The following is a 22,736-nucleotide window of genomic DNA, read 5'->3' as shown; positions in this document are numbered from 1 at the left end:
AGTCGCGAGAGGTCAACCCGATATGGATCAGCGTCGAGTAGTTGTCACGGGTATGGGCCTGGTATCGCCCTTGGGAAGCGGAGTCGAGGTGGTCTGGCAGCGCCTGCTGGCCGGGCGTTCGGGATTGCGAAACCTGCCGGAAGCGGTGATTGCCGATCTGCCGACCCGGGTCGGCGGTGTGGTGCCGACGGTGGAGGAGGATGCCGAAGCGGGTTTCGATCCTGACCGTGCCACGCCGCCCAAAGAACAGAAGAAAATGGATCGTTTCATTCTGTTCGCGATGGAGGCTGCCCGGCAGGCGCTTGAACAGGCCGGCTGGCATCCGATGGAGTCCCAGGCTCAGGAGCGCACGGCCACCATCATTGGCTCAGGTGTCGGCGGGTTCGGCGCGATCGCCGATGCGGTACGCACCACCGACAGCCGAGGCCCGCGACGCTTGTCGCCGTTCACCATCCCCTCGTTTCTGGTCAACCTTGCGGCGGGGCATGTTTCGATCCAGCACGGTCTGAAGGGCCCGCTCGGTGCGCCGGTCACCGCGTGTGCCGCCGGTGTGCAGGCGATTGGTGACGCCGCTCGGCTGATTCGCGCCGGTGAGGCCGATATCGCGGTATGTGGTGGTGCCGAGGCATCAATCGATCGAGTCAGCCTCGCCGGTTTTGCGGCGGCGCGAGCCTTGTCCAGCGGCTACAACGACACGCCTGAGCGCGCTTCACGACCTTTCGACAGCGGCAGGGACGGTTTCGTGATGGGCGAAGGCGCCGGGCTGCTGGTGATCGAGTCGCTGGAGCACGCACTGGCCCGCGGCGCGCAGCCGTTGGTCGAGCTGGTCGGTTACGGCACCAGCGCCGATGCCTATCACCTGACCGCAGGGCCGGAGGATGGCAGTGGCGCTCGGCGGGCGATGACTCTGGCGCTGGCTCAGGCCGGCATCACTCCGGATCAGGTGCAGCATCTGAACGCCCATGCGACTTCGACGCCAGTGGGCGACCTCGGTGAGCTGGCGGCGATCAAGTCGGTGTTTGGCGCGCAAGACTCAATCGCCGTGACCTCGACCAAATCCGCGACGGGGCATTTGCTCGGTGCGGCGGGAGGTCTGGAAGCGATCTTCACGTTGTTGGCGATCCGCGATCAGATCGTTCCGCCGACCCTCAACCTGGAAAATCCCGATCCGGCGAGCGAAGGTGTGGACATTGTCCACGGTCAGGCGCGGTCGATGCCGATCGAGTATGCGTTGTCCAACGGGTTCGGCTTCGGCGGGGTCAATGCCAGCGTGCTGTTCAAGCGCTGGCAGGCTTAGTCTTCGGAGCGCTTGAGGTGTTCGCGGGTGACGTCGAGGATCTGCTGCGCAAATTCGGCATCCGCAACACTGCGTGACAGCAGGAGCGCACCCACCAGCGTCGACATGATGACGATGCTGCGCTGGGCGGCGTTCTCGTCTTCGAGGGTGCTCTGGATTTGATCCAGACGTGCCTTCAGCACAGCGTCGCTGGTCGGACTCGGCTGGCCGCGCAATCCCAGTTCCGAAGAAATGGTCAACAACGGGCAGCCCTCATGAGGAGAAGTCTGGTGCCATTCGGAGAGGTACGTATCGATGAAGGCTTCCAGCGGTTTTTCCTGGGCAAAGAGTTCGGTACAGAGTCCGGCAACCTGATCACCGGCCGCCTGCAGGGCCTTCTCCACCAACTCGTCCTTCGATTTGAAATGCGAATAAAAGCCGCCATGGGTCAGGCCCAGCGCCTTCATCAAAGGTTGCAGACCGGTCGCACCAATGCCGTCCTTGCGAAACCGCTCGGACGCTTCCTTGATGATGCGCTGATGGGTCTGGGCTTTATGATCTTGCGAGTAACGCATTTAAACTCTCCGCAACAAGACCGCCATCTTAACCAATGCAAATTGAATGGTGACTGTACTTCTACTTCTAAAAAAGCTGTCGGTGACTCCGACATGTTCGTAACAGCCCTCCACGGTTGGCACGGATAGTGGTTGCAGCTTGCAAAGTTGCCATCACTTGAGGAGCAGGAGAATCATGTACAAAGACTACCCGGCCGCCTATCAGGTCAGCAAAGGCTCGGCGTTACAGGTCAATACACCTTTCTACGAACGGATTCGCGACCGCAAGGAAGGTCGTACGCTGATCGAACAATTCGAAGTGCCAATCCGCTCCGGGCGTGCCTGGCACGTGCCGGCGGGGCATGTGTTTCGTGTCACCACACCGGTGGGGCCACAGGTGGGCGACTTCAATGTGTGGAATGCCCACGATCCGCGCGAACGGATGTGGGCGGCGCGCACCCGGCAACTGCAGGGCGCCCATGTCAGCACCCATGATCGCCTCTGGTCGAACCTGCCTTTTCTGCGGCCACTGGTGACCATCACCGATGACAGCCTGGCCGGTTACGGTATCGACGAACATGGCGGGCGCCTGCACGATTTGCTCGGTACGCGCTGTGATCCCTACGTGAACAAGATGCTCACCGGCGAAGATTTCCATCATCATTGCCATTCCAACCTGACCCGCGCCGTTCTACCGCACGGTCTGACTGAGTTCGACGTGCACGACGTGTTGAACATCTTTCAGTGCACCGGCCTGAATCACGATGACCTGTATTTCATGAAAGCCTGCCCGGCGCAGAAGGGCGATTATCTGGAGTTCTTCGCCGAAATCGACTTGCTGTGCGCGTTGTCGACCTGCCCGGGTGGTGATCTGTCATTGGCGATGTGGGGGCCGGACGCGCAGGACCCGCTGACCGTGTGCCGCCCGCTCGGGGTGGAAATCTATCGTCTGGACGATGCGTTACTCGAAGGCTGGAGCCAGCCGGAACGTGCGGCGTACAAAGGCCTGCATGGCTTGCACATTGCCAAGGCCGAGTGGGAAAAATAATCGCCACAAAAAACAAACCCCGCCGATTCAGGCGGGGTTTTTCGTTCAGCGGTCCTGCGCGTCCTTGATGTCCGCTTCGGCGTTGCGTTCAGCGACGCGCTTGCGTTGTTCATCGGTCAGTTCGACCTTGTTGGCGGTGTCACGCAACATCATCAGACCGCCGACGATCGAGCCGATTGCAACGACCAGAATCAACCAGGCATACCAAGGCATAACGGCTCTCCTTAAAGACAGGTCGACGGGCGAGGGTTTCGCCGTGCAACGCTGCATACCACTTTGAGCGAAGTGCATTCGCAGTGGTTCCATTCTAGGCCGGTTATGCCCGTCGCGGTTTACAGACCAGTGAGCATGGCGTCTGCCGGGGCGTTGGCGCGCAACTGGCCGGTCAACAGGAAGTAGCCGAAACCGACGGCCATGAAGCCGAGAAAGATCAGCCCGATCAACGCATTGAACCAGGCCATCGCCACCAGGCACACCACGGCCAACACCAGTGCAATCAGCGGGATCAGCGGGTAGCACGGCGCGCGGAAGGTGCGCTCCAGATTCGGTTCGGATTTGCGCAGTTTGAACAGGCTGAGCATGCTCATGATGTACATCACGATTGCCCCGAACACGGCCATGGTGATCATCGCGGCGGTGAGGGTCATGCCGCCGAGATTGATCAGGCCGTCGCTGTAGATCGCCGCGATGCCGATCACGCCGCCGGCAATGATGGCGCGGTGCGGGGTCTGGAAGCGCGACAGTTTCGCCAGAGAGGCGGGAAGGTAACCGGCGCGGGCGAGGGCGAAGAACTGCCGCGAGTAACCAAGAATGATGCCGTGGAAACTCGCCACCAGCCCGAACAGACCGATCCACACCAGCATGTGCAGCCAGCCGGAGTTGTCGCCGACCACGGTTTTCATCGCTTGAGGCAGCGGATCGTTGATGTTCGACAGGGTGCGCCAGTCGCCGACACCGCCGGCAAAGAACATCACGCCCATCGCCAGCAACACCAGGGTCAGAATGCCGCTGATGTAGGCCTTGGGAATCGTGCGTTTCGGGTCCTTGGCTTCCTCGGCCGCCATGGCTGCGCCTTCGATGGCGAGGAAAAACCAGATCGCAAACGGAATCGCTGCGAACATCCCGGCAATCGCCGGAGCGCCGAAGATGTCCGAGCCAGCCCAGCCATTAAGCGCGAAGTTGCTGAAACTGAACGCCGGCGCGACCACGCCCATGAACACCAACAGCTCGGCGACGGCCAGGACACAGACGATCAATTCGAAGGTCGCGGCCAGCTTCACACCGAGAATGTTCAACCCCATGAACACGATATACGCGCCGACCGCCGCGTGTTTCGGATCGAGGGCCGGAAACTGCACGTTCAGGTACGCGCCAATCGCCAATGCAATCGCCGGCGGAGCGAAGACGAATTCTATCAGCGTCGCCAACCCGGCGATCAATCCACCTTTCTCACCGAAAGCCCGACGGCTGTAAGCGAACGGCCCGCCCGCGTGAGGAATCGCCGTGGTCAGTTCGGTGAAGCTGAAAATGAAGCAGGTGTACATGGTCGCGACCATGAACGAGGTCACCAGAAAGCCCAGTGTCCCCGCGACGCCCCAGCCATAACTCCAGCCGAAATACTCCCCGGAAATCACCAGCCCCACCGCAATGCCCCACAGGTGCAACGTGCCCAGCGTGGGTTTGAGTTGTGTGTTCATGCATTTGCTCCCTGAACGGTTTGGAAAGCTCGGGGAAGGGCGTGTGCAGTGGGCGTGCCATTTTGTATTGACGGGTCGTAAAGCGCTGAAAGCTGTCGTATCGGGGATGTTCGCGGCGCAATGCCCACAAAATTGTGCGCCAGTTGGGTGCGATGTTGTCTGTGCTGCCGTCTTCGCGGGCAAGCCCGGTCCCACAGGTGTCAGCGGTGTCTGGACGCGCGCATTTCAAAATGTGGGAGCGGGCTTGGTCCGGGCGGCGATCCGACGAAGAGGCCCGTCCACACGACGCATAACTCTGCTGTAACGCCCGCGTAAACCCACTCTTTACGCTTTCTTTATGCCCCGCGCGCACCCTCGCTCTCGTTCCTTTACAGCCTCCTTTCCGACAATGCCTCCACACGCGGCAATACGCCGTAACACGGAGATCTTCCATGAGCGTTCTGGACGGGGTGTCACTGCTGCTGGCAGTGGGGCTGTTCATTTATCTGTTGGTTGCGCTGTTGCGCGCGGATCGGACTTAGGAGCGGCTATGCACAGTTATGACTATTGGCTGATCCTCGCATTCTTCGCGGTGGTCTTGCTGCCGGCGCCGTTCCTCGGGCGCTTCTACTACAGGGTGATGGAGGGCCAGCGTACCTGGCTGACGCCGATTCTCGGCCCGGTCGAGCGCGGCTGCTATCGCATTGCCGGGGTCAATCCGCAGGACGAACAGAGCTGGCAGAAGTACACGCTGGCGCTGCTGGCGTTCAACCTCGCCGGTTTCCTGCTTCTGTTCGCGATCCTGCTGTTCCAGGATCACCTGCCGCTGAACCCGCAAAACCTGCCGGGCCAGGAGTGGACCCTCGCGTTCAACACCGCCGTCAGTTTCATGACCAACACCAACTGGCAGGCCTACAGCGGCGAAGCGTCGCTCAGCTATCTGAGCCAGATGGTCGGCCTCACCGTGCAGAACTTCGTCAGTGCCGCCACCGGCCTCGCCGTACTGGTCGCGCTGTGCCGTGGCATCGGGCGCAAATCCACCAAGACTCTCGGCAACTTCTGGGTCGACATGACCCGCGCCACCCTCTACGGCTTGCTGCCGCTGTGCCTGCTGCTGGCGCTGTACCTGGTATGGCAGGGCGTGCCGCAGACCTTCGAGCAATACGTGAATGCTGTGACGATGCAGGGCGTTGACCAAGTCATCCCGCTCGGCCCGGCCGCCAGCCAGATTGCGATCAAGCAACTGGGCACCAACGGCGGTGGTTTCTTCGGCGTCAACTCGGCGCATCCGTTCGAGAACCCGACCGCGTGGAGCAACCTGTTCGAAGTCGCCTCGATCATTCTGATCCCGGTGGCGCTGGTGTTCACCTTTGGCCACTACGTGAAAGACCTGCGTCAGAGCCGCGCCATCATCGGCTGCATGCTTGCGCTGTTCATCATCGGCGGCGCGACTTCGCTGTGGGCCGAGTACCAGCCAAACCCTGCCTTGAACAACGTCGCCGTCGAACAAACCGCGCCGCTGGAAGGCAAGGAAGCGCGCTTCGGCACCACCGCCACCGTGCTCTGGTCGGTGACTACCACGGCGGCGTCGAACGGTTCGGTCAACGGCATGCATGACAGCCTCAACCCGCTCAGCGGCATGGTCGCGCTGGTCAACATGATGGTCGGCGAAGTGATCTTCGGCGGCGTCGGCGCCGGGCTCTACGGCATGTTGCTGAACGTGCTGATCGCGGTGTTCCTCGCCGGCCTGATGATCGGCCGCACGCCGGAATACCTCGGCAAGAAACTCCAGGCCCGTGAAGTGCAACTGCTGGTCGTCACCCTGCTGGTGATGCCGGTCGGCGTGTTGGTGCTCGGTGCGATTGCCGCGAGCCTGCCGGGCCCGGTGGCGGCGGTGAGCAACCCCGGTCCGCACGGTTTCAGCCAGTTGCTCTACGCCTACACCTCGGCCAGCGCGAACAACGGTTCGGCGTTCGGCGGCTTCGGCGCCAACACCGCGTTCCATAACCTGATGCTGGGCCTTGGCATGTTGATCGGCCGCTTCGGTTACATCCTTCCGGTACTGGCTTTGGCCGGCAGCCTGGCAATGAAGAAAACCGCGCCGATCGGCCAGAACAGCTTCCCGACCCACGGCCCGCTGTTCGTGACCCTGTTGACCGTGACCATTTTGCTGGTGGGCGGCCTGACCTTCTTGCCGACCCTTGCATTGGGCCCTATCGCTGAACACCTGAGCATGGGCTTCTAAGGAGCTGATGATGAATATGCCCGCAATCAAACCCGCCGCCGTCAAGGCGCCGGAACAAGCGAAAACCGCGATCAGCGCCCTGTGGCGCCCGGCGCTGGTGCAAGCGTTCGTCAAGCTCGACCCGCGCCAGTTGCAGCGCTCGCCGGTGATGCTGGTGGTCGAACTGACGGCGATCCTGACCACCGTGCTGTGCTTCATTCCCGACAGCAGCGTGCCGACCTTCGTCGCCGCGCAAATCGCCCTGTGGCTGTGGTTCACCGTGCTGTTCGCCAACTTCGCCGAAGCGCTGGCCGAAGGTCGCGGCAAGGCCCGCGCCGACAGCCTCAAGGCTGGTAGTGAAGGCCTCAGCGCCCGACGCAAACTGGCCAACGGCAGCTTCCAGGTCGTACCGGCCACCAGCCTGCGCAAGGGCGATGTGGTGCGCGTTGAAGCCGGCGAAATGATCCCCGGTGACGGCGAGGTCATCGAAGGCATCGCGGCGGTCAACGAAGCGGCGATTACCGGCGAATCGGCGCCGGTAATCCGTGAGTCCGGCGGCGACCGTTCCGCCGTTACCGGCAACACCCGGCTGGTGTCCGACTGGTTGCTGGTGAAGATCACCGCCAACCCCGGTGAATCGACCCTCGACCGCATGATCGCGCTGGTCGAAGGCGCCAAACGCCAGAAGACCCCGAACGAAGTGGCGCTGGATATCCTGCTGATCGGCCTGACCCTGATCTTTCTGCTGGTGGTCGTGACCCTGCAACCGTTCGCCCACTTCGCCAACGGCAGCCTGCCGCTGGTGTTCCTGGTGGCGTTATTGGTCACGCTGATTCCGACCACCATCGGCGGCCTGCTGTCGGCGATCGGTATTGCCGGGATGGATCGTCTGGTGCGCCTGAACGTGATTGCCAAATCCGGCCGTGCGGTGGAAGCGGCGGGTGACGTGCATGTGCTGCTGCTGGACAAGACCGGCACCATCACCTTCGGTAATCGTCGTTGCAGCGCGGTGTATGCGGCGCCGGGTGTGAACGCCCGTGAGCTGGCCGAAGGTGCGCTGTTCGCCTCGCTGGCCGACGAAACTGCCGAAGGAAAGTCCATCGTCGAGTACCTGCGCGGCACCAATCCACAGCCGGAACCTTCACCGGAAACCCTGACCGCCGTACCGTTCAGTGCCGAAACCCGCTTGTCCGGTGTCGATTATCAGGGCCGTGTATTCCGCAAAGGGGCGGTGGACTCGCTGCTGGCCTTCCTCGGTCAGCAACGCAAGGATCTGGCCCCGGCGCTGTCCCGGGAAATCGACAGGATTGCCCAGAGTGGCGGCACGCCGTTGCTGGTTTGCGCCGACGGCAAACTGCTCGGCGCGATTCACCTGAAAGACGTGGTCAAGCCGGGCATCCGCGAGCGTTTTGCCGAGCTGCGCAAACTGGGGATTCGCACGGTGATGGTCACTGGCGACAACCCGCTGACCGCCGCAGCGATTGCCGCTGAAGCGGGCGTCGATGACGTGCTGGCCGAAGCCACACCGGAGAAAAAACTCGCCCGCATCCGTCACGAGCAGAACGACGGGCGTCTGGTCGCGATGTGCGGCGACGGCGCCAACGATGCTCCGGCGCTGGCCCAGGCTGACGTCGGCATGGCGATGAACGACGGCACGCAAGCCGCGCGCGAAGCGGCCAACATGGTCGACCTCGACAGCGACCCGACCAAGCTGCTGGACGTGGTGCAGATCGGCAAGGAGTTGCTGGTGACTCGCGGCGCGCTGACGACCTTTTCCATCGCCAACGACGTGGCCAAGTACTTCGCGATCCTGCCGGCTCTGTTTGCCGCGATCTACCCGCAATTGGGCGTGCTGAACATCATGCATTTGAGCAGCCCGCAGAGCGCGATCCTGTCGGCCATCGTCTTCAACGCTTTGATCATCGTCGTGCTGATTCCGCTGGCCCTGCGCGGTGTGCGGGTGCAGGCGGCGAGTGCGGCGGCGTTGCTGCGTCGCAATCTGCTGATCTATGGCCTGGGCGGGATTCTGGTGCCGTTCGTGGGGATCAAGGCGATCGACATGCTGTTGACGGCGTTGCATCTGGTTTGAGTGAGCGGTGTTTGCTGGATCTCTACACGGCTTGAGATCCAGCCCTCACCCTAACCCTCTCCCAGGGGGAGAGGGGACTGAATGAGGTGTTCTCTGGAGATACATCGACCTGAATTACCGAGCCGAACTCAGGATTTGAAAATCCTCCAATCGGCTCCCTTTCCCCCTCGCCCCCTTGGGGGAGAGGGCTGAGGTGAGGGGGATGGATCTTCCTGACACCCCACCAAAGTTTGCCCAATGAATTCGAGGATTCCGAAATGTCCACAATGTTACGTCCGGCCCTGAGCCTGCTGGTGCTGATGACCCTGGTCACAGGCGTTGCCTATCCATTGGTGGTGACCGGTGTTGCTCAGGTCGCCTTCCCCGAGCAGGCCAACGGCAGCCTGGTGCGCGATGCCGAAGGCAAGGTGCGCGGCTCGTCGCTGATCGCTCAGGATTTTGTCGGCGATGCCTGGTTCCATCCGCGTCCATCAGCCGGTGCCTTCGCCACCGTGTCGAGCAGTGCGAGCAACCTGTCGCCAAGCAATCCGGCGCTGGCCACTCGGGTGATCGATGACGCCAACAAGCTGCAGGTGCCCGGTCAGGGCCCGGTGCCGTTGGCGTTGCTGACCAACTCTGGCAGCGGTCTCGATCCGCACTTGCCACCGGCGGCGATTGCCTATCAACTGGCGCGTGTTGCGGCAGCGCGCAATGTGCCGGTGGCGACCTTGCAGCAACTGCTCGACGCGCACATCGAACAGCCGCTGGTGGGCCCGCCAGTGGTGAATGTGCTGGCGCTGAACATGGCGCTGGAAAAGCTCTGAATCGGTGGCGCGGCCAATCGCTGGCAAGCCAGCTCCCACAGGAGCACGCATTCTCCCTGTGGGAGCTGGCTTGCCAGCGATGACGGCAGTCCAGGCAATACACAAACATCAGGAAGAGACTTTCAAGCATGAGTGACTCCGGCCGCGCCGACGCGCTGTTAGCAGACTTGCCCCGCGATGGACGCGGCCGGCTCAAGGTTTTCCTCGGCGCTGCACCGGGCGTGGGCAAGACCTACGCGATGTTGCAGGCGGCCCACAGCCAGTTGCGCCAAGGCGTGAAAGTCATCGCCGGGGTGGTCGAAACCCACGGCCGTGCCGAAACCGAAGCGCTGCTTGGCGGCCTGCCGCAACTGCCGTTGGTGCGCTCGGAATACCGTGGCGTGACGCTTGAAGAAATGGACCTCGACGGCCTGCTCGCCGCCAAACCGAAACTGGTTCTGGTGGATGAGCTGGCCCACAGCAACGCCCCCGGCAGTCGCCACGCCAAACGCTGGCAGGACATTCAGGAGCTGCTCGCCGCCGGCATCGACGTGTACACCACGGTCAACGTCCAGCATCTGGAAAGCCTCAACGATCAGGTGCGCGGCATCACCGGTGTGCAGGTGCGCGAAACCCTGCCGGACTGGGTGCTGCAAGAAGCCTACGAACTGCTGCTGATCGACCTGCCACCCCGGGAATTGCTCGAGCGCCTGCGCGAAGGCAAGGTCTACGTGCCGGAGCAGGCGCGAGCGGCGATCGATGCATTTTTCACCCAGACCAACCTCACCGCACTGCGCGAACTGGCGATGCAGACCGCTGCCGCGCAGGTCGATAACGATCTCGCTCAGGGCTATCGCCAGCTCGGTCAAGCCGCGCCGGCGGTGCGCGGGCGCTTGCTGGTCGGCGTCGATGGCGATGCTCAGGCCGAACGGCTGGTGCGTCACGCCAGCCGCGTCGCCCAGCGCCGGCATTTGCCGTGGAGTCTGGTGCACGTCGACAACGGCAGCGTGCGCGACGAGCAGTCACGGCTGCGCCTGCAAAGCGCCCAGCAACTGGCCGAACGCCTCGGCGGCGAAGTGGTGCTGTTGCGGGCCGGCGAAGTGGCGAAAACCCTGATCCAGCATGCGGCTGAACGGCGGGCGAGTCTGGTGCTGGTCGGCCAGTCCCGGCCGCGTCTGCGCCGACGCCTGTTCGGCGGTGGGCTGGCGGCGCGATTGCTGCGTCAGGCCCACGGTCTGGAAATCAACGTGCTGGACAGTGATCAGGAACAGCATCAGCCGCGCCCGCGTGTAGCGCCGACGCTGGTGTGGTTCGACTATGCGCTGGCGCTGGTGGCGACGATTCTGGCCAGTGCGCTGGCATGGGCGGTGTCCAGCGTGCTGCCGTTGCCGAACATCTCGCTGGTGTTCCTTGCTGCTGTGCTTCTGGTGGCGGTGCGCAGCAGTCTCGGCCCGGCGCTGGCCTGTGCGGCGTTGTCGTTTCTGACCTATGACTTTCTGTTCATCCCGCCGAATTTCTCCTTCAGCATCCAGCGCGAAGAGGACGTGCTGACCTTGCTGTTTTTCCTGCTGATGGCGGCGCTCACCGGCAACCTCGCGGCGCGTCAGCGTCGACAATTGCAGGCACTGCGCGATACCCAGGAAGAGACCACCGAACTGCTCGACCTGTCGCGCAAACTCACCGCCGCCACCGACCGTCAGGCCGTGGTCAGCGCCGCCGCGCAACACCTCAATGGCTGGAGCGATCTGCAATTGTGTCTGCTCAATCGCGACGGGCAGGGCAGTTGGAAGGTCGAAACCGGCGGGCCGCTGCAATTCACAGAATCCGAACGCGCTGCTGCCGACTGGGCCTGGCAACACGATCAACCGGCGGGCATGGGCACCGGCACGTTGCCGTTCGGCCGCTGGTGGTGGTGGCCGCTGTCGGTGGAAGACGGGCCGCTGGCGCTGCTCGGTGTGTGTGCCAAAGAGGGCCAGACCTTGAGCGGCCAGCGTCGTCGTTTGCTGACCGCGTTGAGTCAGCCACTGGCTCAAGCGCTGGCCCGAGCACAACTGGCCGATGACCTGGAAGCCGCGCGCCTGCACGGCGAAACCGAACAACTGCGCAGTGCCTTGCTGGCCTCGGTGTCCCACGATCTGCGCACGCCGCTGACCTCGATGCGTGGCAGCATCGACAGCCTGCTGGCCCTCGGCGAAGCGATCCCGCTGGAGGATCGCCGCGAGCTGCTCGAAGGCACTCGCGATGAAGCCGAGCGTCTCGACCGCTACATCCAGAACCTGCTGGACATGACTCGCCTCGGCCACGGCGCCCTGAAGCTGGCGCGGGACTGGGTGTCGCCGGCGGACATCGTCGGCAGTGCGCTCAATCGTCTGCGGGCGGTGTTGTCGTCATTGCAGGTCGCGACCGATGTACCCGCCGAATTGCCATTGCTGTTCGTGCATGCCGCGCTGATCGAGCAGGCCTTGGTGAACGTGCTGGAAAACGCCGCCCGATTCTCGCCATCCCACGGCCGTCTGCAACTGCGCGCCGGGGCGGATGACAGCGAAGTGTTTTTCTCGGTCAGCGACGAAGGGCCGGGGATTCCGGTCGATGAGCGGGCGAAGATTTTCGACATGTTCTACACCGCCGCCCGAGGTGATCGGGGCGGGCAGGGCACCGGTCTTGGGCTGGCGATCTGTCAGGGCATGGTCGGCGCCCACGGCGGACGGATCAGTGTCGGCGACGGGATCGACGGGCGCGGCACCTGCATCACCCTGCACCTGCCGTTGCAGACGCAACCGGGGATGGACGGTGAAGCCTGATCCGCGCTGCGCTACTCTCTTGCCACTCTTTTGTGTTGATGTGAATTCATGAGCCAGACCGCGACTATTTTGGTCATTGATGACGAACCGCAGATCCGCAAGTTCCTGCGCATCAGCCTCGCTTCCCAAGGCTACAAAGTGCTGGAGGCGGGCACCGGCGCCGAGGGCCTGGCCCAGGCGGCGCTGAACAAACCCGATCTGCTGGTGCTCGACCTTGGCCTGCCGGACATGGACGGTCAGCAAGTGCTGCGCGAGTTTCGCGAATGGGCCACGGCGCCGGTGCTGGTGCTGTCGGTGCGTGCCAGCGAAGGGCAGAAAGTCCAGGCGCTGGATGGCGGCGCCAATGACTACGTGACCAAGCCGTTCGGCATTCAGGAATTTCTCGCCCGGGTGCGCGCATTGCTGCGTCAGGCACCGGCCGGCGAAGCGCAGCAGGCCGCGTTGAATTTCGGCCCGCTGACCGTGGACCTGGCGTATCGCCGGGTGTTGCTCGACGGCGTCGAAGTCGCCCTGACCCGCAAGGAATACGCAGTGCTGGCGCAACTGGCGCGGCATCCGGGGCGGGTGATCACCCAGCAGCAATTGCTCAAGGACATCTGGGGCCCGACTCACACCGAGGACAGCCACTACCTGCGAATCGTGGTCGGTCATCTGCGGCAGAAACTGGCGGACGATCCGACCCGGCCCCGGTTCATCGTGACCGAGGCCGGTGTCGGTTATCGCTTGTTGAGCGAGAGCAGCCTTTAGTTCTGCTCGCTCTCATAGCGGTCCAGCGTATCCCGGGCGATCTCGCGACCCAGCGCGATCAGCTCCGGCGCCTTGTAGAACTCGAAGAACCGGCACACCCGCTTCGGCACGTTGATCAGGATATCCGGCGGATACCCGGCGATCTTGTACTGCGCCAGCGAGGTTTGCATCACCTCGAAACTCTGGTTGATCAGGTCCAGCAATGACGCCGGCCCGACGTTATCGACGATGAACGATCCGGTGGCGGACTTCGGTGCGCCGTCGCGTTCGGGGGCGGCGGCCGGTTGCTGGGTTTCCGGCTCGGCGCCTTCGACCCAAGGATTGATGTCAGCCGCTTCGGCACGCAGCGCTTCCTGTTCCAGCATCAGCAATTGCTCGGCCTGTTTGCGGCGGAACGGCATCTTCGAGCCCAGCGAACTGATCAGGCTGTCGAAGCGTGTGCGGAACGCGGCGGGGCGCTGGATCACCGGCAGTTTGTAATGGCGCTGGTTGGTCGAGTTGAGATTGACCGCGATGATCAGGTCGCAGTGGCTAGACACCACTGGCACGATCGGCAACGGGTTGAGAATGCCGCCGTCCACCAGCATCCGGTTGCCCTGCATCACCGGGGTGAACAGGCTGGGAATCGCCGCCGAGGCGCGCATGGCCTGATGCAGGCAGCCTTCCTGAAACCAGATTTCCTGCTGGTTGGTGAGGTCGGCGGCTACGGCGGTGTAGGGAATGCGCAGGTCTTCGATGTTGATCTCGCCGACGATCTTGCGGATCTGGCCGAAGACCTTTTCGCCACGGATCGCGCCGAGACGGAAGCTGACGTCCACCAGGCGCAGCACGTCGAGGTAATCCAGGCTTTCGATCCAGTTGCGGTACTCGTCGAGCTTGCCGGCGGCGTAGATTCCGCCGACCACGGCCCCCATTGAACAGCCGGCAATACAACTGATGTCATAGCCCCGTCGTTCGATCTCTTCAATGACCCCGATATGGGCATAGCCCCGGGCGCCACCGGAGCCCAGCACCAGTGCGACACGCTTTTTCATCCGACTTCCTCCCGGCAAGGTTCCACAATGCACCTATCGAGGGCCGGGCGACAATCGCCGGGGTCGTTCGGGGCGGCGATGGCGTCGTTTTTTCGATACTTCATGACCCGTCGGAGCTATCTTTTGCAGTGCGGTGCAATTGCGGGACACAAGGCACTTTTTCGCTGCCGAAACGTCTTACCTGCACGACTGTTGACCTATCTTTGAGGTGTGAGTGATGAAAGCCTGGATCTGTGTGCCGTTGATGGCGCTGGCATTGGCCGGTTGCGCCGGCAAGACCGCTTACCGCGACAGCTGCGGCAGCCAGCTCGACGCGGCGTGGCACGAGCTGGATCTGGCGAAGGCCGAAGGGTTTGCCGGCACCGTCAGCTATTCCAAGGCGCTGTCGCTGTTGACGGCGGCCAAGACTCAGCAGCAATTTGAAGGATTCGAAGGCTGCACCAAGAAAGCCGAAAAGGCGCGGTTCTACATTCGCGAATCCCGCGCCGGACGCTAAGCTGCTGACGTGGCGCAAGGACAGGTGTCTTGCGCCAGCGCACACTCGTGCAAAGCCATTGAATTCAGGAGCAAGCGATGTCTGCGTTGGTCGACCGGTTGGTGGCTCATGTCTTGAGCCTGGAAGTCAGGCTGCTGGCCTGTCAGGCACGTTTGACCGCCCGGACTGATCCTGAGGCGCTGCATGATTTGCGCACCACCGTGCGGCGTTTGCGCAGTTTGCTGCGACCGTTGCGCGGCTTGCCCGGTGTCGAGCAACTGGAAGATGCGGCCGCTGCGGTGGGGCAACTGACCACGCCGTGGCGCGACCGCGAAGTGCTGGCGGCCTGGTTGATCAAGCATGATCAGCCGGAAGCTGCACAGCGCCGCATGGCGCAAATGGCCGAGGCCTACCCGACGCTGGCGGCCAGCGCCGAAGTGGCGTCGCTGCTGATGATCCTCGATGCCTTTCCGCGTTTTCTGCGTGCGTCCCAGCGCCAGGGATTGCTCGAACGCCTGGACAAGCGCATCGAAAAACGTCTGGGCAAACAATGGAAGAATCTCGACGTGGCGCTGCACGACCCGGCCCACGACCGCCATCGCCTGCGCCTGCTGATCAAGCGCGTGCGTTATGGCATCGAGGCTTACCCTGAACTGGATCGTTTGCCGGAAGCTGCATTGCCTCGTTTGAAATCCGCGCAAGGCGCCCTCGGTGACTGGCATGATTGCTGGCAATGGCTGGCCCGCGCCGAGCAGGAGCCGGATCTGCAACCCTGCGTCGCCACCTGGCAGGCGACCATGGGCAAGGCCGAAATCAAGGCCGACCGGGTGCTGGAAAAGCTCAGCGCGGCCTGCTTCAAGTCCTGAATTTTCCACAAGACCACATGTGGGAGCGAGCCTGCTCGCGATTACGGCTGCACGGTCACCAATGAAGTGACTGACACACCGCTATCGCGAGCAGGCTCGCTCCCACACTAAACGGCTTATCTGTCAGTCTCTTTGACCGGAATGGACGCTGCGCCGCTCTGCCGCGCTGGTTAAGATCCGGTCATTCCCTTTTTCGTGTCCGAGGTTTCCATGCGCTTTTGCGATCTGATCGATGCTGTCCGTCGTCAACCGGAGGTCACGATTCCGGCGGAGTGGGGGCAGGGCCGGGCCAGTTTTGGCGGCTTGGTTGCTGCACTGCAATTTGAAGTAATGCGCAGCAAAGTGCCGGCCGAGCGGCCGGTGCGTTCGCTGGCGATCACCTTTGTCGGCCCGGTCGAGCCCGAAGTGCCGGTGAGCTTTGAAGTCGAAGTGCTGCGCGAAGGCAAAGCGGTCAGCCAGGTGCTGGGGCGTGCGGTGCAGAACGGTCAGGTGGTGACAATGGTGCAAGGCAGCTTCGGGGCTTCGCGGCCGTCGGAAGTGGCGGTTGAAGCCTATCCGGCACCGGAGATGAAGCACTGGGACGACTGCCAGGAACTGCCGTACATCAAAGGCGTAACCCCGGAGTTCATGCGTCATCTGGCGATGCGCTGGAGTGTCGGCGGCATGCCGTTCACCGGCAATCGATCGCGGCTGATGGGCGGCTGGGTGCGTTTGCGTGGGGATGTGAAGGAAGAACCGGTCAACGAGGCGCACCTGCTGGCGCTGGTCGATGCCTGGCCGCCTGCGCTGTTGCCGTACCTGAAGAAACCGGCACCGGGCAGCACGCTGACCTGGACCATCGAATTCGTTCAGCCATTACGGAATTTGAGTACGCTGGATTTTTGCCAATACCTGGCGGACATCGAGTATGCGGCCGACGGTTACGGCCATGTCGCCGCCAAGCTGTGGAGCGCGAAAGGTGAACTGATTGCCATGAGTCGGCAGACGGTGACGATCTTCGCCTGACTCAGTGCCGACGGTGACGCTCACGCCAGGCGCGGAACCAGCCGCCGCTGAGGAAGAACCGTGGAAACGTCAGAAACTGTTCGACCAGCAGACGCGAGACGGCGTCCTTGCGATCACTGAACGGCTCGGAGGCTTGCGCCTCCAGGCTGTGGCCGTGACGCTGCAGACCCAGCGCCGCGATGACGCCGATCACGCCGATTGCCACGCTGGCCAGACTCAGGCTGAACACGCCCGAGACGATCAACAGAAACGCGACGATGAACAGCGGCACGGCAATCAGGTGCAGCACCAGATTGGTCGGGTGCTGATGGTTGTTCGGGTACGCGCGCCATTGCCACGCGGGAAGGTTGGGGTGACGTTTGCCCATGTTGCTGCTCCTCGATCCATGTTTGGTACATGGTTGAAGAATAGGCCCGGGCAGCCAGAGCGGCGAATCAAGGTTGGCTATTGAAGTGATAGGCACAATGGCCATTCTTGATGTTGCCCCCTAGAGCTTCAATTGGCCGATCGCCTTGTTCAGTTCCCCGGCCAGCGTCGCCAACTCGTTACTGGTGGTTGCCGAATCAACGGTCTGTTGCACGGTGTTTTCGGTCACGTCGCGAATGCTCACCACCGCGCGGTTCATCTCTTCGGCAACCTGACTTTGCTGTTCTGCCGCCACCGCAATCTGTGTGTTGCTCTCGCGCATCTGCGCCACCGCTCCGGTGATTTCCGCCAGTGCTTCGCCGGCCTCTTGCGCCTGTTGCACGCAGTCGTCGGCCTTGTACGAACTCTCCTGCATGAAGTCCACCGCGTCGCGGGTGCCAGCCTGCAACGCCGACACCATGGTGGTGATTTCATCGGTGGAGGTCTGCACGCGTTTGGCGAGGTTGCGCACCTCGTCGGCGACTACCGCAAACCCGCGACCCATTTCCCCGGCACGCGCCGCTTCGATCGCGGCGTTGAGTGCAAGCAGATTGGTCTGTTCGGCGATGCTGTGGATCACGCTGACCACGCCGTTGATCTTTTGGCTGTCCTCGGCCAGGCGCTGGATCATCTCGGCGGTCTGCTGCACGCCGCTGGACAGCCCGGCAATCGAAGTCTGCACCCGGCTCACCACTTGCTGGCCGCTGCCGGCCAGGCCATCGGCGGTCTGCGACAGGTCGCGTGTGGCGCCGGCGTGCTGGGCGATGTGGTAGACGGTGGCGGTCATTTCGTTGATCGCCGTGGCGGCCTGATCGGTTTCACTTTGCTGGCCGAGCATGCCGTGACGCACCTCGTTCATGCTCGATGCCAGGCGTGCGGCACCGACGTCGAGTTGCCGCGCGGTGTTGGCCACGGTGGTGACCACGCGCTGATAACCGGCCTGCATCGCGTTGAACGCGTTGGCCATCTGCCCGACTTCATCTTTGCAAGCTAGCGGCACACGGGCGGAGAGGTCGCCGGTTTTCTCCACGTGCAGCATTACGTCCTTGAGGGTGTTGAGCTGGCTGAGCAGAAAGCGGATCAGCAACTGTGAAGCGCCGAGCATCGCCAGCATCAGGATGAACACCGCCACCGCATAGTTGGCGAAGCGCTCGCTGAACACCTGGCTGAGGCTGGGGGCGTAGGCGATCACGGCGACCTGCTGGCCATCGGCACGGCTGAAGACCTCGGCGCCGAGCAGCGGGTTTTCGCCGAACAACGGCAAGTGACTGATCTCGATCCAGCCGTTGCTGTCGGTGATCTCCAGCAGCGGCTGATCGTTGAGGCGCGGTGCTTCCCCGCGTTTGAACGTCAGCACTTGATCGGATTTGGGCAGCGCCTGCCCGGCCGGCCAGGCCTTGAGCAACTGCGCCTGGGCCTGGGCCGAGGTTTGCGCGGCATGACTGCGGGCCTGTTGTTCGAGCTGTACGGCGTACAGCACCAGCAACAAAGTGGTGACAAAGGCGACCGCGTTGACCGCCCAGAATTTGTATTTCAGCGAGATATTGCTAAGCCAGGCACCCATGGAGGTCTTCTCTGATAGCGGAAACAGTTTTGGCAAGGTGCCATTATTGTGCCGCTACGCAGGTGCCCGGATCTTGATGTGCATCAACAAGTGATGCATTCGCCTCGGCTCAGGGCAGGGTAGGTAAACCGTAGAAAGCTCGTGCGCACGCGGTGGTGTGGGCTGCCAGATCTTCCTCGGTCTCGCCTCGATGCAACGCGACTTCACGCAGCACTTCGGTCAGATACGCCGGTTCGTTGCGGCCGTTTTTCGGTTTTGGTCGCAATGTGCGTGGCAGCAGATACGGCGCATCGCTTTCCAGCATCAGGCGACCGCGTTTGATCTCCTTCACCAGCGGATGCAAATGGGTGCCGCGACGCTCATCGCAGATCCAGCCGGTGATGCCGATGTGCAGGTCCAGATCGAGGTAACTGAACAACGCTTTCTGCTCGCCGGTGAAGCAATGCACCACGGCGGCGGGCAAGCGGTCGCGGAAATCACGGAGGATTTCCAGCAGGCGCTGGCTCGCATCACGCTCATGCAGAAACACCGGCAATTGCAGTTCGGCAGCCAGCGCCAAATGTTCTTCGAGGACTTTTTCCTGCTGCGGGCGCGGAGAGAAATCACGGTTGAAATCCAGCCCGCATTCGCCCACCGCGACCACGTTCGATTCCTGCAGCAGGCTGCGCAGACGCCGCGCGCTGTCAGCGTTCCAGTTGCTGGCCGAATGCGGGTGAATGCCGGCGGTGGCGAACAGTCGCTGGCCGTCCGGATCCAGTTGCTGGCATAGCTCCATTGCCTGTTCGCTGCCTTCGACACTGGTGCCGGTCAGCACCAGTTGGCAGACCCCGGCAGCGTAGGCGCGGTCGAGCACGGCCTGGTGTTTGTCGGCGAAACTGGGGTTGGTCAGGTTGACGCCGATATCGATGAGTTGCATGGTGCTACCTCGGGCCGAAGGCCGGAAAGCATATCAGAGCTGTAGATTTATAAGAAAAGCCAAGAACTACAACGGCTTATGGCTGTCTGTTGAGGCCGCGAGGCAACACGGGTTGGCAGAGTTGCCATCACTGTGCCAGTCTCTCGCACTTTATCAGCGCTCCAGGCGCTCTGTTTTCGTCGGTGTTTCGTGACCGTTCAGCGGTGAAAACACCCCGTATTCTTTCCGGAGAGTGGATGGTTCGTCCCTCGGTTTTGCTCCTGCTGTGTGGTTCGTTGCTGCTGCCGATGACGGCGGTCGCGCGGCTGCCCGGGCCTCTGCAAGCCGTGCCGGCCGCCAAGGTCCGTGACCTGACCGAGATCCGCAGCAGCCGCGTCCTGCGGGTGCTGGTCAACCAGAGCCGCAACAGCTCCGGCGAAGTTCAGGGTCAGGCCATCGGCATCGAATACCACCGTCTACGCGCCTTCGAGCAGTACCTCAATGGCCACGCCCGCGACGGTCAGGAAATCACCCTCAAGATCATCCCCAAAGCCAAGGATCAATTGCTCGGCGCGTTACAGCGCGGCGAAGGCGATCTTGTTGCGCCGGGCGAACTGCTCGAGTTGCAACCGGGCCACGCGGTCGCCAGCAGCGAGCCGATTGCCAGCAACGTGCCGCTGGTGCTGGTCGGCATCAAGGGCGAGAAGCGCTACACCAAGGTCGAGCAACTGTCGGGCAAAACCCTGGCGCTGCCCACCGGCAGTGCGGCGGGGGAGGCGGTCAGCCAGCTCAACCAGAAGCTGGCGCTGCACAAACTGGCGCCGATCAAGATCGAATGGGTCGATCCGACGCTGGCGGTCGAAGATGTGCTGGAGATGGTTCAGGGCGGGATCTTCCACCTGACCATCGTCGAGCAACCGATTGCCGAGCGATGGGGCAAGATCCTGCCCAAGCTGCGTTTCGACCGCCAGGTGATGATCAGCGAACCGGGCGAGGAATACTGGTTCGTGCGCCGCGATGCCTCGATGTTGCGGGCCAGCATCGACCGCTTCCTGACCGGCTACAAAAAACCGTCGAACGAAGATGCGGCATTTCTGCGGATCTACCGCCGCCTCTATCAAGTGCACTATCCATTGGCCAAGGCTGACCGTCAGCGCCTGGAAAAACTGCGCCCGACCCTGCAGAAACACGCCGAAGCGCAAAACATGGACTGGCTCAACCTGGCGGCGCTGGCGTTCAAGGAGTCGGCGCTGCAGCCCAACGCGCGCAGCGGCAGCGGGCCGACCGGGCTGATGCAGATCACCCCCTCCGCCGCGCAGCGGGTCGGCGTCAACAATATCCAGAATCTCGATGCGAATGTGCAGGCCGGGGCCAAGTACCTGGCGATGATCCGCCGCAAGTTTTTCAACAGTCCGAAACTCAATGAGCGCGAGCGCATGGCGTTCACCCTGGCGGCGTACAACATCGGCCCGGAGCGGGTGCAAGGCATGCGCGCCGAGGCGCGACGTCGCGGCCTGAATCCCAACCAGTGGTTCTTCCAGGTCGAGCGCATCGCCATGGAGCAGGTGGGAATGGGTGCCGTCAGCTATGTTAATAGCGTGAACAAGTATTACTTGGCGTTCGACCGGGAGCGGGAGTCGTTGGAGCCCGCAGGGCAGAAAGTGGTCTCACGCAAATAATCTAATAAGTTGATTGTTATGGCAGAATTTTTGCGCTTTTAACATGAAATTAACTGATTAATATAGCGGCCAACCAACACGCACTTCTGACAACAAGGAAACGCAACATGAGCTCTCTGATCAACAAGGTTCTGTTCACCCGCGCCGGCTACGGTCTGACCATTCTGCGCATTGCCGTCGGCGTGATCTTCGCCGCCCACGGCTCGCAGAAACTCTTCGGCCTGTTCGGTGGCTACGGTCTGGCAGGCACCGCGCAATACATGGAAAGCATCGGCCTGACCCCGGGTTACCTGATGGCCACTCTGGCCGGCGGTACCGAGTTCTTCGCCGGTCTGGCGCTGATCATCGGCCTGCTGGTTCGCCCGGCGGCACTGGGTCTGACCTTCCTGTCGCTGGTGGCGATCTTCACCGTGCATATCAGCAACGGTCTGTTCATGGCCAACAACGGTTACGAGTTCGCCCTGGCCCTGCTCGGCGGCAGCCTCGCGGTGCTGATCGAAGGCGCCGGCAAGCTCTCGGTGGATCGCGCCATCGCCGGTTGAAGGCTCTGGCTCAAGCAAAAGGCCCGCATTGTGCGGGCCTTTTTTGTTGCGGCTGATTCTTGACACTGGCCGGTCACGTTCTCTAGGATGCCGCTCATGCGCCGATTTAAACAGCTACTTGCGGGGCGCCAGGTGACTATTCTTCAGTTGCCGTCAGAAGCCGGAACAGGGCTTCGAAATACCGCTAAAGCGCTGGTTCGGTGTTGCCTCTCACCTGCCATGCAGACTTTTGAGGCAGAGACACGACACGATGAATGCACTACGCCCTCCAGCACGTCCCGCGCCGATCACGGCACACATCACCCAGCGCAATCCGAAAATCCTGCTTGGCGGCAAACATCAGCCGACGCTGTTGCGTTATCTCGATGGCTGGCCACGTCGCAGCGGCGGTCCTGCCGCATTCCTGATCCAGTTTGTCGAAGACGGTGAGTCGCTGGCGCGTTTTGCCGATGACAGCTTCGATCTGGCCGTCATTCAGGCCCCGAGCCTTGAAGAGGCGCCGGAAATGATTCGCCAACTGACCCGCGTCGCACGCCAGGGCCTGATCACCCGACGCTGAGCTTCAGGGATATTCGATCGCCACGATGTAGACGAACTGTTCGCCGGTCGGCGTCTGTACCCGCACTTCAGCATCCAGCGCCTTGCCGATCAGGGCGCGGGCCAGCGGTGAGTCGATGCTGATCAGGCCGAGTTTCAGGTCCAGTTCGTCCGGGCCGACAATGCGATAGCGCGACTGTTTGCCGTCCTCGTCTTCGATGGTCACCCAGGCGCCGAAGTAGACCTTGTTGGGATCACTCGGTTTTTCGCTGACCACTTTCAACGCTTCAAGGCGTTTGGTGAGAAAACGCACGCGACTGTCGATCTCGCGCAGCATTTTCTTGCCGTAGGTGTATTCGGCATTTTCCGAACGATCACCCTGAGCCGCCGCCTCGCTGACCGATTGCGTCACCTGCGGGCGGCGCACATGCCACAGCTCATGGAATTCGGCGCGCATCCGTGCTTCACCTTCGGGGGTGATCAGCGCGGTGCCGGCGGTGCGGGGAGGGCGATAACGGCTCATGGCAACTTCTTTTG

22 protein-coding genes are annotated in these 22,736 nt (G+C 62.4%); 14 read left to right on the top strand and 8 right to left on the bottom strand.

Annotation, left to right across the window (positions count from 1 at the left end; translation table 11 throughout):
• Positions 1-22 precede the first annotated feature (22 nt).
• Positions 23-1,297: a beta-ketoacyl-ACP synthase II gene (gene fabF / locus QR290_RS21175; protein ID WP_289203531.1), complete on the top strand. Its 1,275-nt coding sequence runs from the start codon at positions 23-25 to the stop codon at positions 1,295-1,297.
• Here fabF and QR290_RS21170 read toward each other — a convergent pair.
• The gene (locus tag QR290_RS21170; protein ID WP_289203530.1) at positions 1,294-1,851 is read right to left on the bottom strand and encodes a TetR/AcrR family transcriptional regulator; all 558 of its coding nucleotides are present in this window, start codon (positions 1,849-1,851) and stop codon (positions 1,294-1,296) included. The two genes, fabF and QR290_RS21170, sit on opposite strands and share 4 nt — an antisense overlap.
• A 175-nt stretch (positions 1,852-2,026) precedes the next feature.
• Here QR290_RS21170 and QR290_RS21165 point away from each other — a divergent pair, with 175 nt between their 5' ends.
• Positions 2,027-2,878, top strand: a complete 852-nt coding sequence (locus tag QR290_RS21165) for an urea carboxylase-associated family protein (protein WP_289203529.1) — start codon at positions 2,027-2,029, stop codon at positions 2,876-2,878.
• Positions 2,879-2,923: 45 nt separating this feature from the next.
• On the opposite strand, the gene QR290_RS21160 is transcribed toward QR290_RS21165, so the two are convergent.
• Positions 2,924-3,091 (bottom strand): DUF2897 family protein, encoded by a 168-nt coding sequence (locus tag QR290_RS21160; RefSeq protein ID WP_007950938.1) that lies wholly within the window; start codon positions 3,089-3,091, stop codon positions 2,924-2,926.
• A 119-nt stretch (positions 3,092-3,210) separates the two neighbouring features.
• Entirely contained in the window at positions 3,211-4,575 is a 1,365-nt protein-coding gene (gene eat, locus QR290_RS21155) for an ethanolamine permease (protein ID WP_085607188.1), read from the bottom strand.
• Positions 4,576-5,006: 431 nt separating this feature from the next.
• Here eat and kdpF point away from each other — a divergent pair, with 431 nt between their 5' ends.
• The 6 genes from kdpF (at position 5,007) to QR290_RS21125 (ending at position 13,197) form a co-directional block, all read left to right on the top strand.
• Positions 5,007-5,096: a K(+)-transporting ATPase subunit F gene (kdpF, locus tag QR290_RS21150; RefSeq protein ID WP_007950940.1), complete on the top strand. Its 90-nt coding sequence runs from the start codon at positions 5,007-5,009 to the stop codon at positions 5,094-5,096.
• Between the two features lie 8 nt (positions 5,097-5,104).
• On the top strand, positions 5,105-6,799 hold the full coding sequence (kdpA, locus tag QR290_RS21145) for a potassium-transporting ATPase subunit KdpA (RefSeq protein WP_289203528.1): 1,695 nt from the start codon (positions 5,105-5,107) through the stop codon (positions 6,797-6,799).
• A 10-nt stretch (positions 6,800-6,809) separates the two neighbouring features.
• Positions 6,810-8,867, top strand: coding sequence for a potassium-transporting ATPase subunit KdpB (kdpB, locus tag QR290_RS21140; RefSeq protein WP_289203527.1), 2,058 nt, complete (start codon positions 6,810-6,812; stop codon positions 8,865-8,867).
• 257 nt (positions 8,868-9,124) lie between these two features.
• Positions 9,125-9,670, top strand: a complete 546-nt coding sequence (gene kdpC, locus QR290_RS21135) for a potassium-transporting ATPase subunit KdpC (protein ID WP_289203526.1) — start codon at positions 9,125-9,127, stop codon at positions 9,668-9,670.
• 128 nt (positions 9,671-9,798) lie between these two features.
• The gene (locus tag QR290_RS21130; protein ID WP_115078768.1) at positions 9,799-12,450 is read left to right on the top strand and encodes a sensor histidine kinase; all 2,652 of its coding nucleotides are present in this window, start codon (positions 9,799-9,801) and stop codon (positions 12,448-12,450) included.
• A 48-nt stretch (positions 12,451-12,498) separates the two neighbouring features.
• Positions 12,499-13,197 (top strand): response regulator, encoded by a 699-nt coding sequence (locus QR290_RS21125; RefSeq protein WP_039770498.1) that lies wholly within the window; start codon positions 12,499-12,501, stop codon positions 13,195-13,197.
• Here the strand turns inward: QR290_RS21125 and QR290_RS21120 are convergent.
• Positions 13,194-14,231: a patatin-like phospholipase family protein gene (locus QR290_RS21120; protein ID WP_289203525.1), complete on the bottom strand. Its 1,038-nt coding sequence runs from the start codon at positions 14,229-14,231 to the stop codon at positions 13,194-13,196. The two genes, QR290_RS21125 and QR290_RS21120, sit on opposite strands and share 4 nt — an antisense overlap.
• Positions 14,232-14,448: 217 nt before the next feature.
• Between QR290_RS21120 and QR290_RS21115 the strand changes: the two genes are divergently transcribed.
• The 3 genes from QR290_RS21115 to QR290_RS21105 all read left to right on the top strand — a co-directional run bounded on the left by QR290_RS21115 (position 14,449) and on the right by QR290_RS21105 (position 16,577).
• Positions 14,449-14,727, top strand: coding sequence for a hypothetical protein (locus QR290_RS21115; protein ID WP_007950948.1), 279 nt, complete (start codon positions 14,449-14,451; stop codon positions 14,725-14,727).
• A 77-nt stretch (positions 14,728-14,804) separates the two neighbouring features.
• Positions 14,805-15,572: a CHAD domain-containing protein gene (locus QR290_RS21110; RefSeq protein WP_289203524.1), complete on the top strand. Its 768-nt coding sequence runs from the start codon at positions 14,805-14,807 to the stop codon at positions 15,570-15,572.
• A 210-nt stretch (positions 15,573-15,782) separates the two neighbouring features.
• Positions 15,783-16,577 (top strand): acyl-CoA thioesterase, encoded by a 795-nt coding sequence (locus tag QR290_RS21105; RefSeq protein ID WP_289203523.1) that lies wholly within the window; start codon positions 15,783-15,785, stop codon positions 16,575-16,577.
• Position 16,578: 1 nt separating this feature from the next.
• Here the strand turns inward: QR290_RS21105 and QR290_RS21100 are convergent, their stop codons facing one another.
• The 3 genes from QR290_RS21100 to QR290_RS21090 all read right to left on the bottom strand — a co-directional run bounded on the left by QR290_RS21100 (position 16,579) and on the right by QR290_RS21090 (position 19,462).
• Positions 16,579-16,944: an Mpo1-like protein gene (locus tag QR290_RS21100; protein ID WP_085612198.1), complete on the bottom strand. Its 366-nt coding sequence runs from the start codon at positions 16,942-16,944 to the stop codon at positions 16,579-16,581.
• Positions 16,945-17,064: 120 nt separating this feature from the next.
• The gene (locus QR290_RS21095; RefSeq protein WP_289203522.1) at positions 17,065-18,546 is read right to left on the bottom strand and encodes a methyl-accepting chemotaxis protein; all 1,482 of its coding nucleotides are present in this window, start codon (positions 18,544-18,546) and stop codon (positions 17,065-17,067) included.
• 109 nt (positions 18,547-18,655) lie between these two features.
• A complete protein-coding gene (locus QR290_RS21090; RefSeq protein ID WP_289203521.1) occupies positions 18,656-19,462 on the bottom strand; it encodes a TatD family hydrolase in 807 nt (268 codons plus the stop codon).
• A 236-nt stretch (positions 19,463-19,698) separates the two neighbouring features.
• Here QR290_RS21090 and QR290_RS21085 point away from each other — a divergent pair, with 236 nt between their 5' ends.
• The 3 genes from QR290_RS21085 (at position 19,699) to QR290_RS21075 (ending at position 22,221) form a co-directional block, all read left to right on the top strand.
• Entirely contained in the window at positions 19,699-21,120 is a 1,422-nt protein-coding gene (locus QR290_RS21085) for a transglycosylase SLT domain-containing protein (protein ID WP_289203520.1), read from the top strand.
• A 107-nt stretch (positions 21,121-21,227) separates the two neighbouring features.
• Positions 21,228-21,662, top strand: coding sequence for a DoxX family protein (locus QR290_RS21080; RefSeq protein WP_007950955.1), 435 nt, complete (start codon positions 21,228-21,230; stop codon positions 21,660-21,662).
• Positions 21,663-21,912: 250 nt separating this feature from the next.
• Positions 21,913-22,221: a hypothetical protein gene (locus tag QR290_RS21075; RefSeq protein WP_085607170.1), complete on the top strand. Its 309-nt coding sequence runs from the start codon at positions 21,913-21,915 to the stop codon at positions 22,219-22,221.
• Positions 22,222-22,224: 3 nt separating this feature from the next.
• On the opposite strand, the gene greB is transcribed toward QR290_RS21075, so the two are convergent.
• Entirely contained in the window at positions 22,225-22,722 is a 498-nt protein-coding gene (greB, locus tag QR290_RS21070) for a transcription elongation factor GreB (RefSeq protein WP_039770483.1), read from the bottom strand.
• Positions 22,723-22,736: the final 14 nt, after the last annotated feature.

It is taken from the genome of Pseudomonas fluorescens (assembly GCF_030344995.1).
GTDB lineage: Bacteria > Pseudomonadota > Gammaproteobacteria > Pseudomonadales > Pseudomonadaceae > Aquipseudomonas > Aquipseudomonas fluorescens_BF.
Note: the sequence above shows the minus strand (reverse complement) of the source record. Positions and strands in the feature narration are given on the sequence as shown.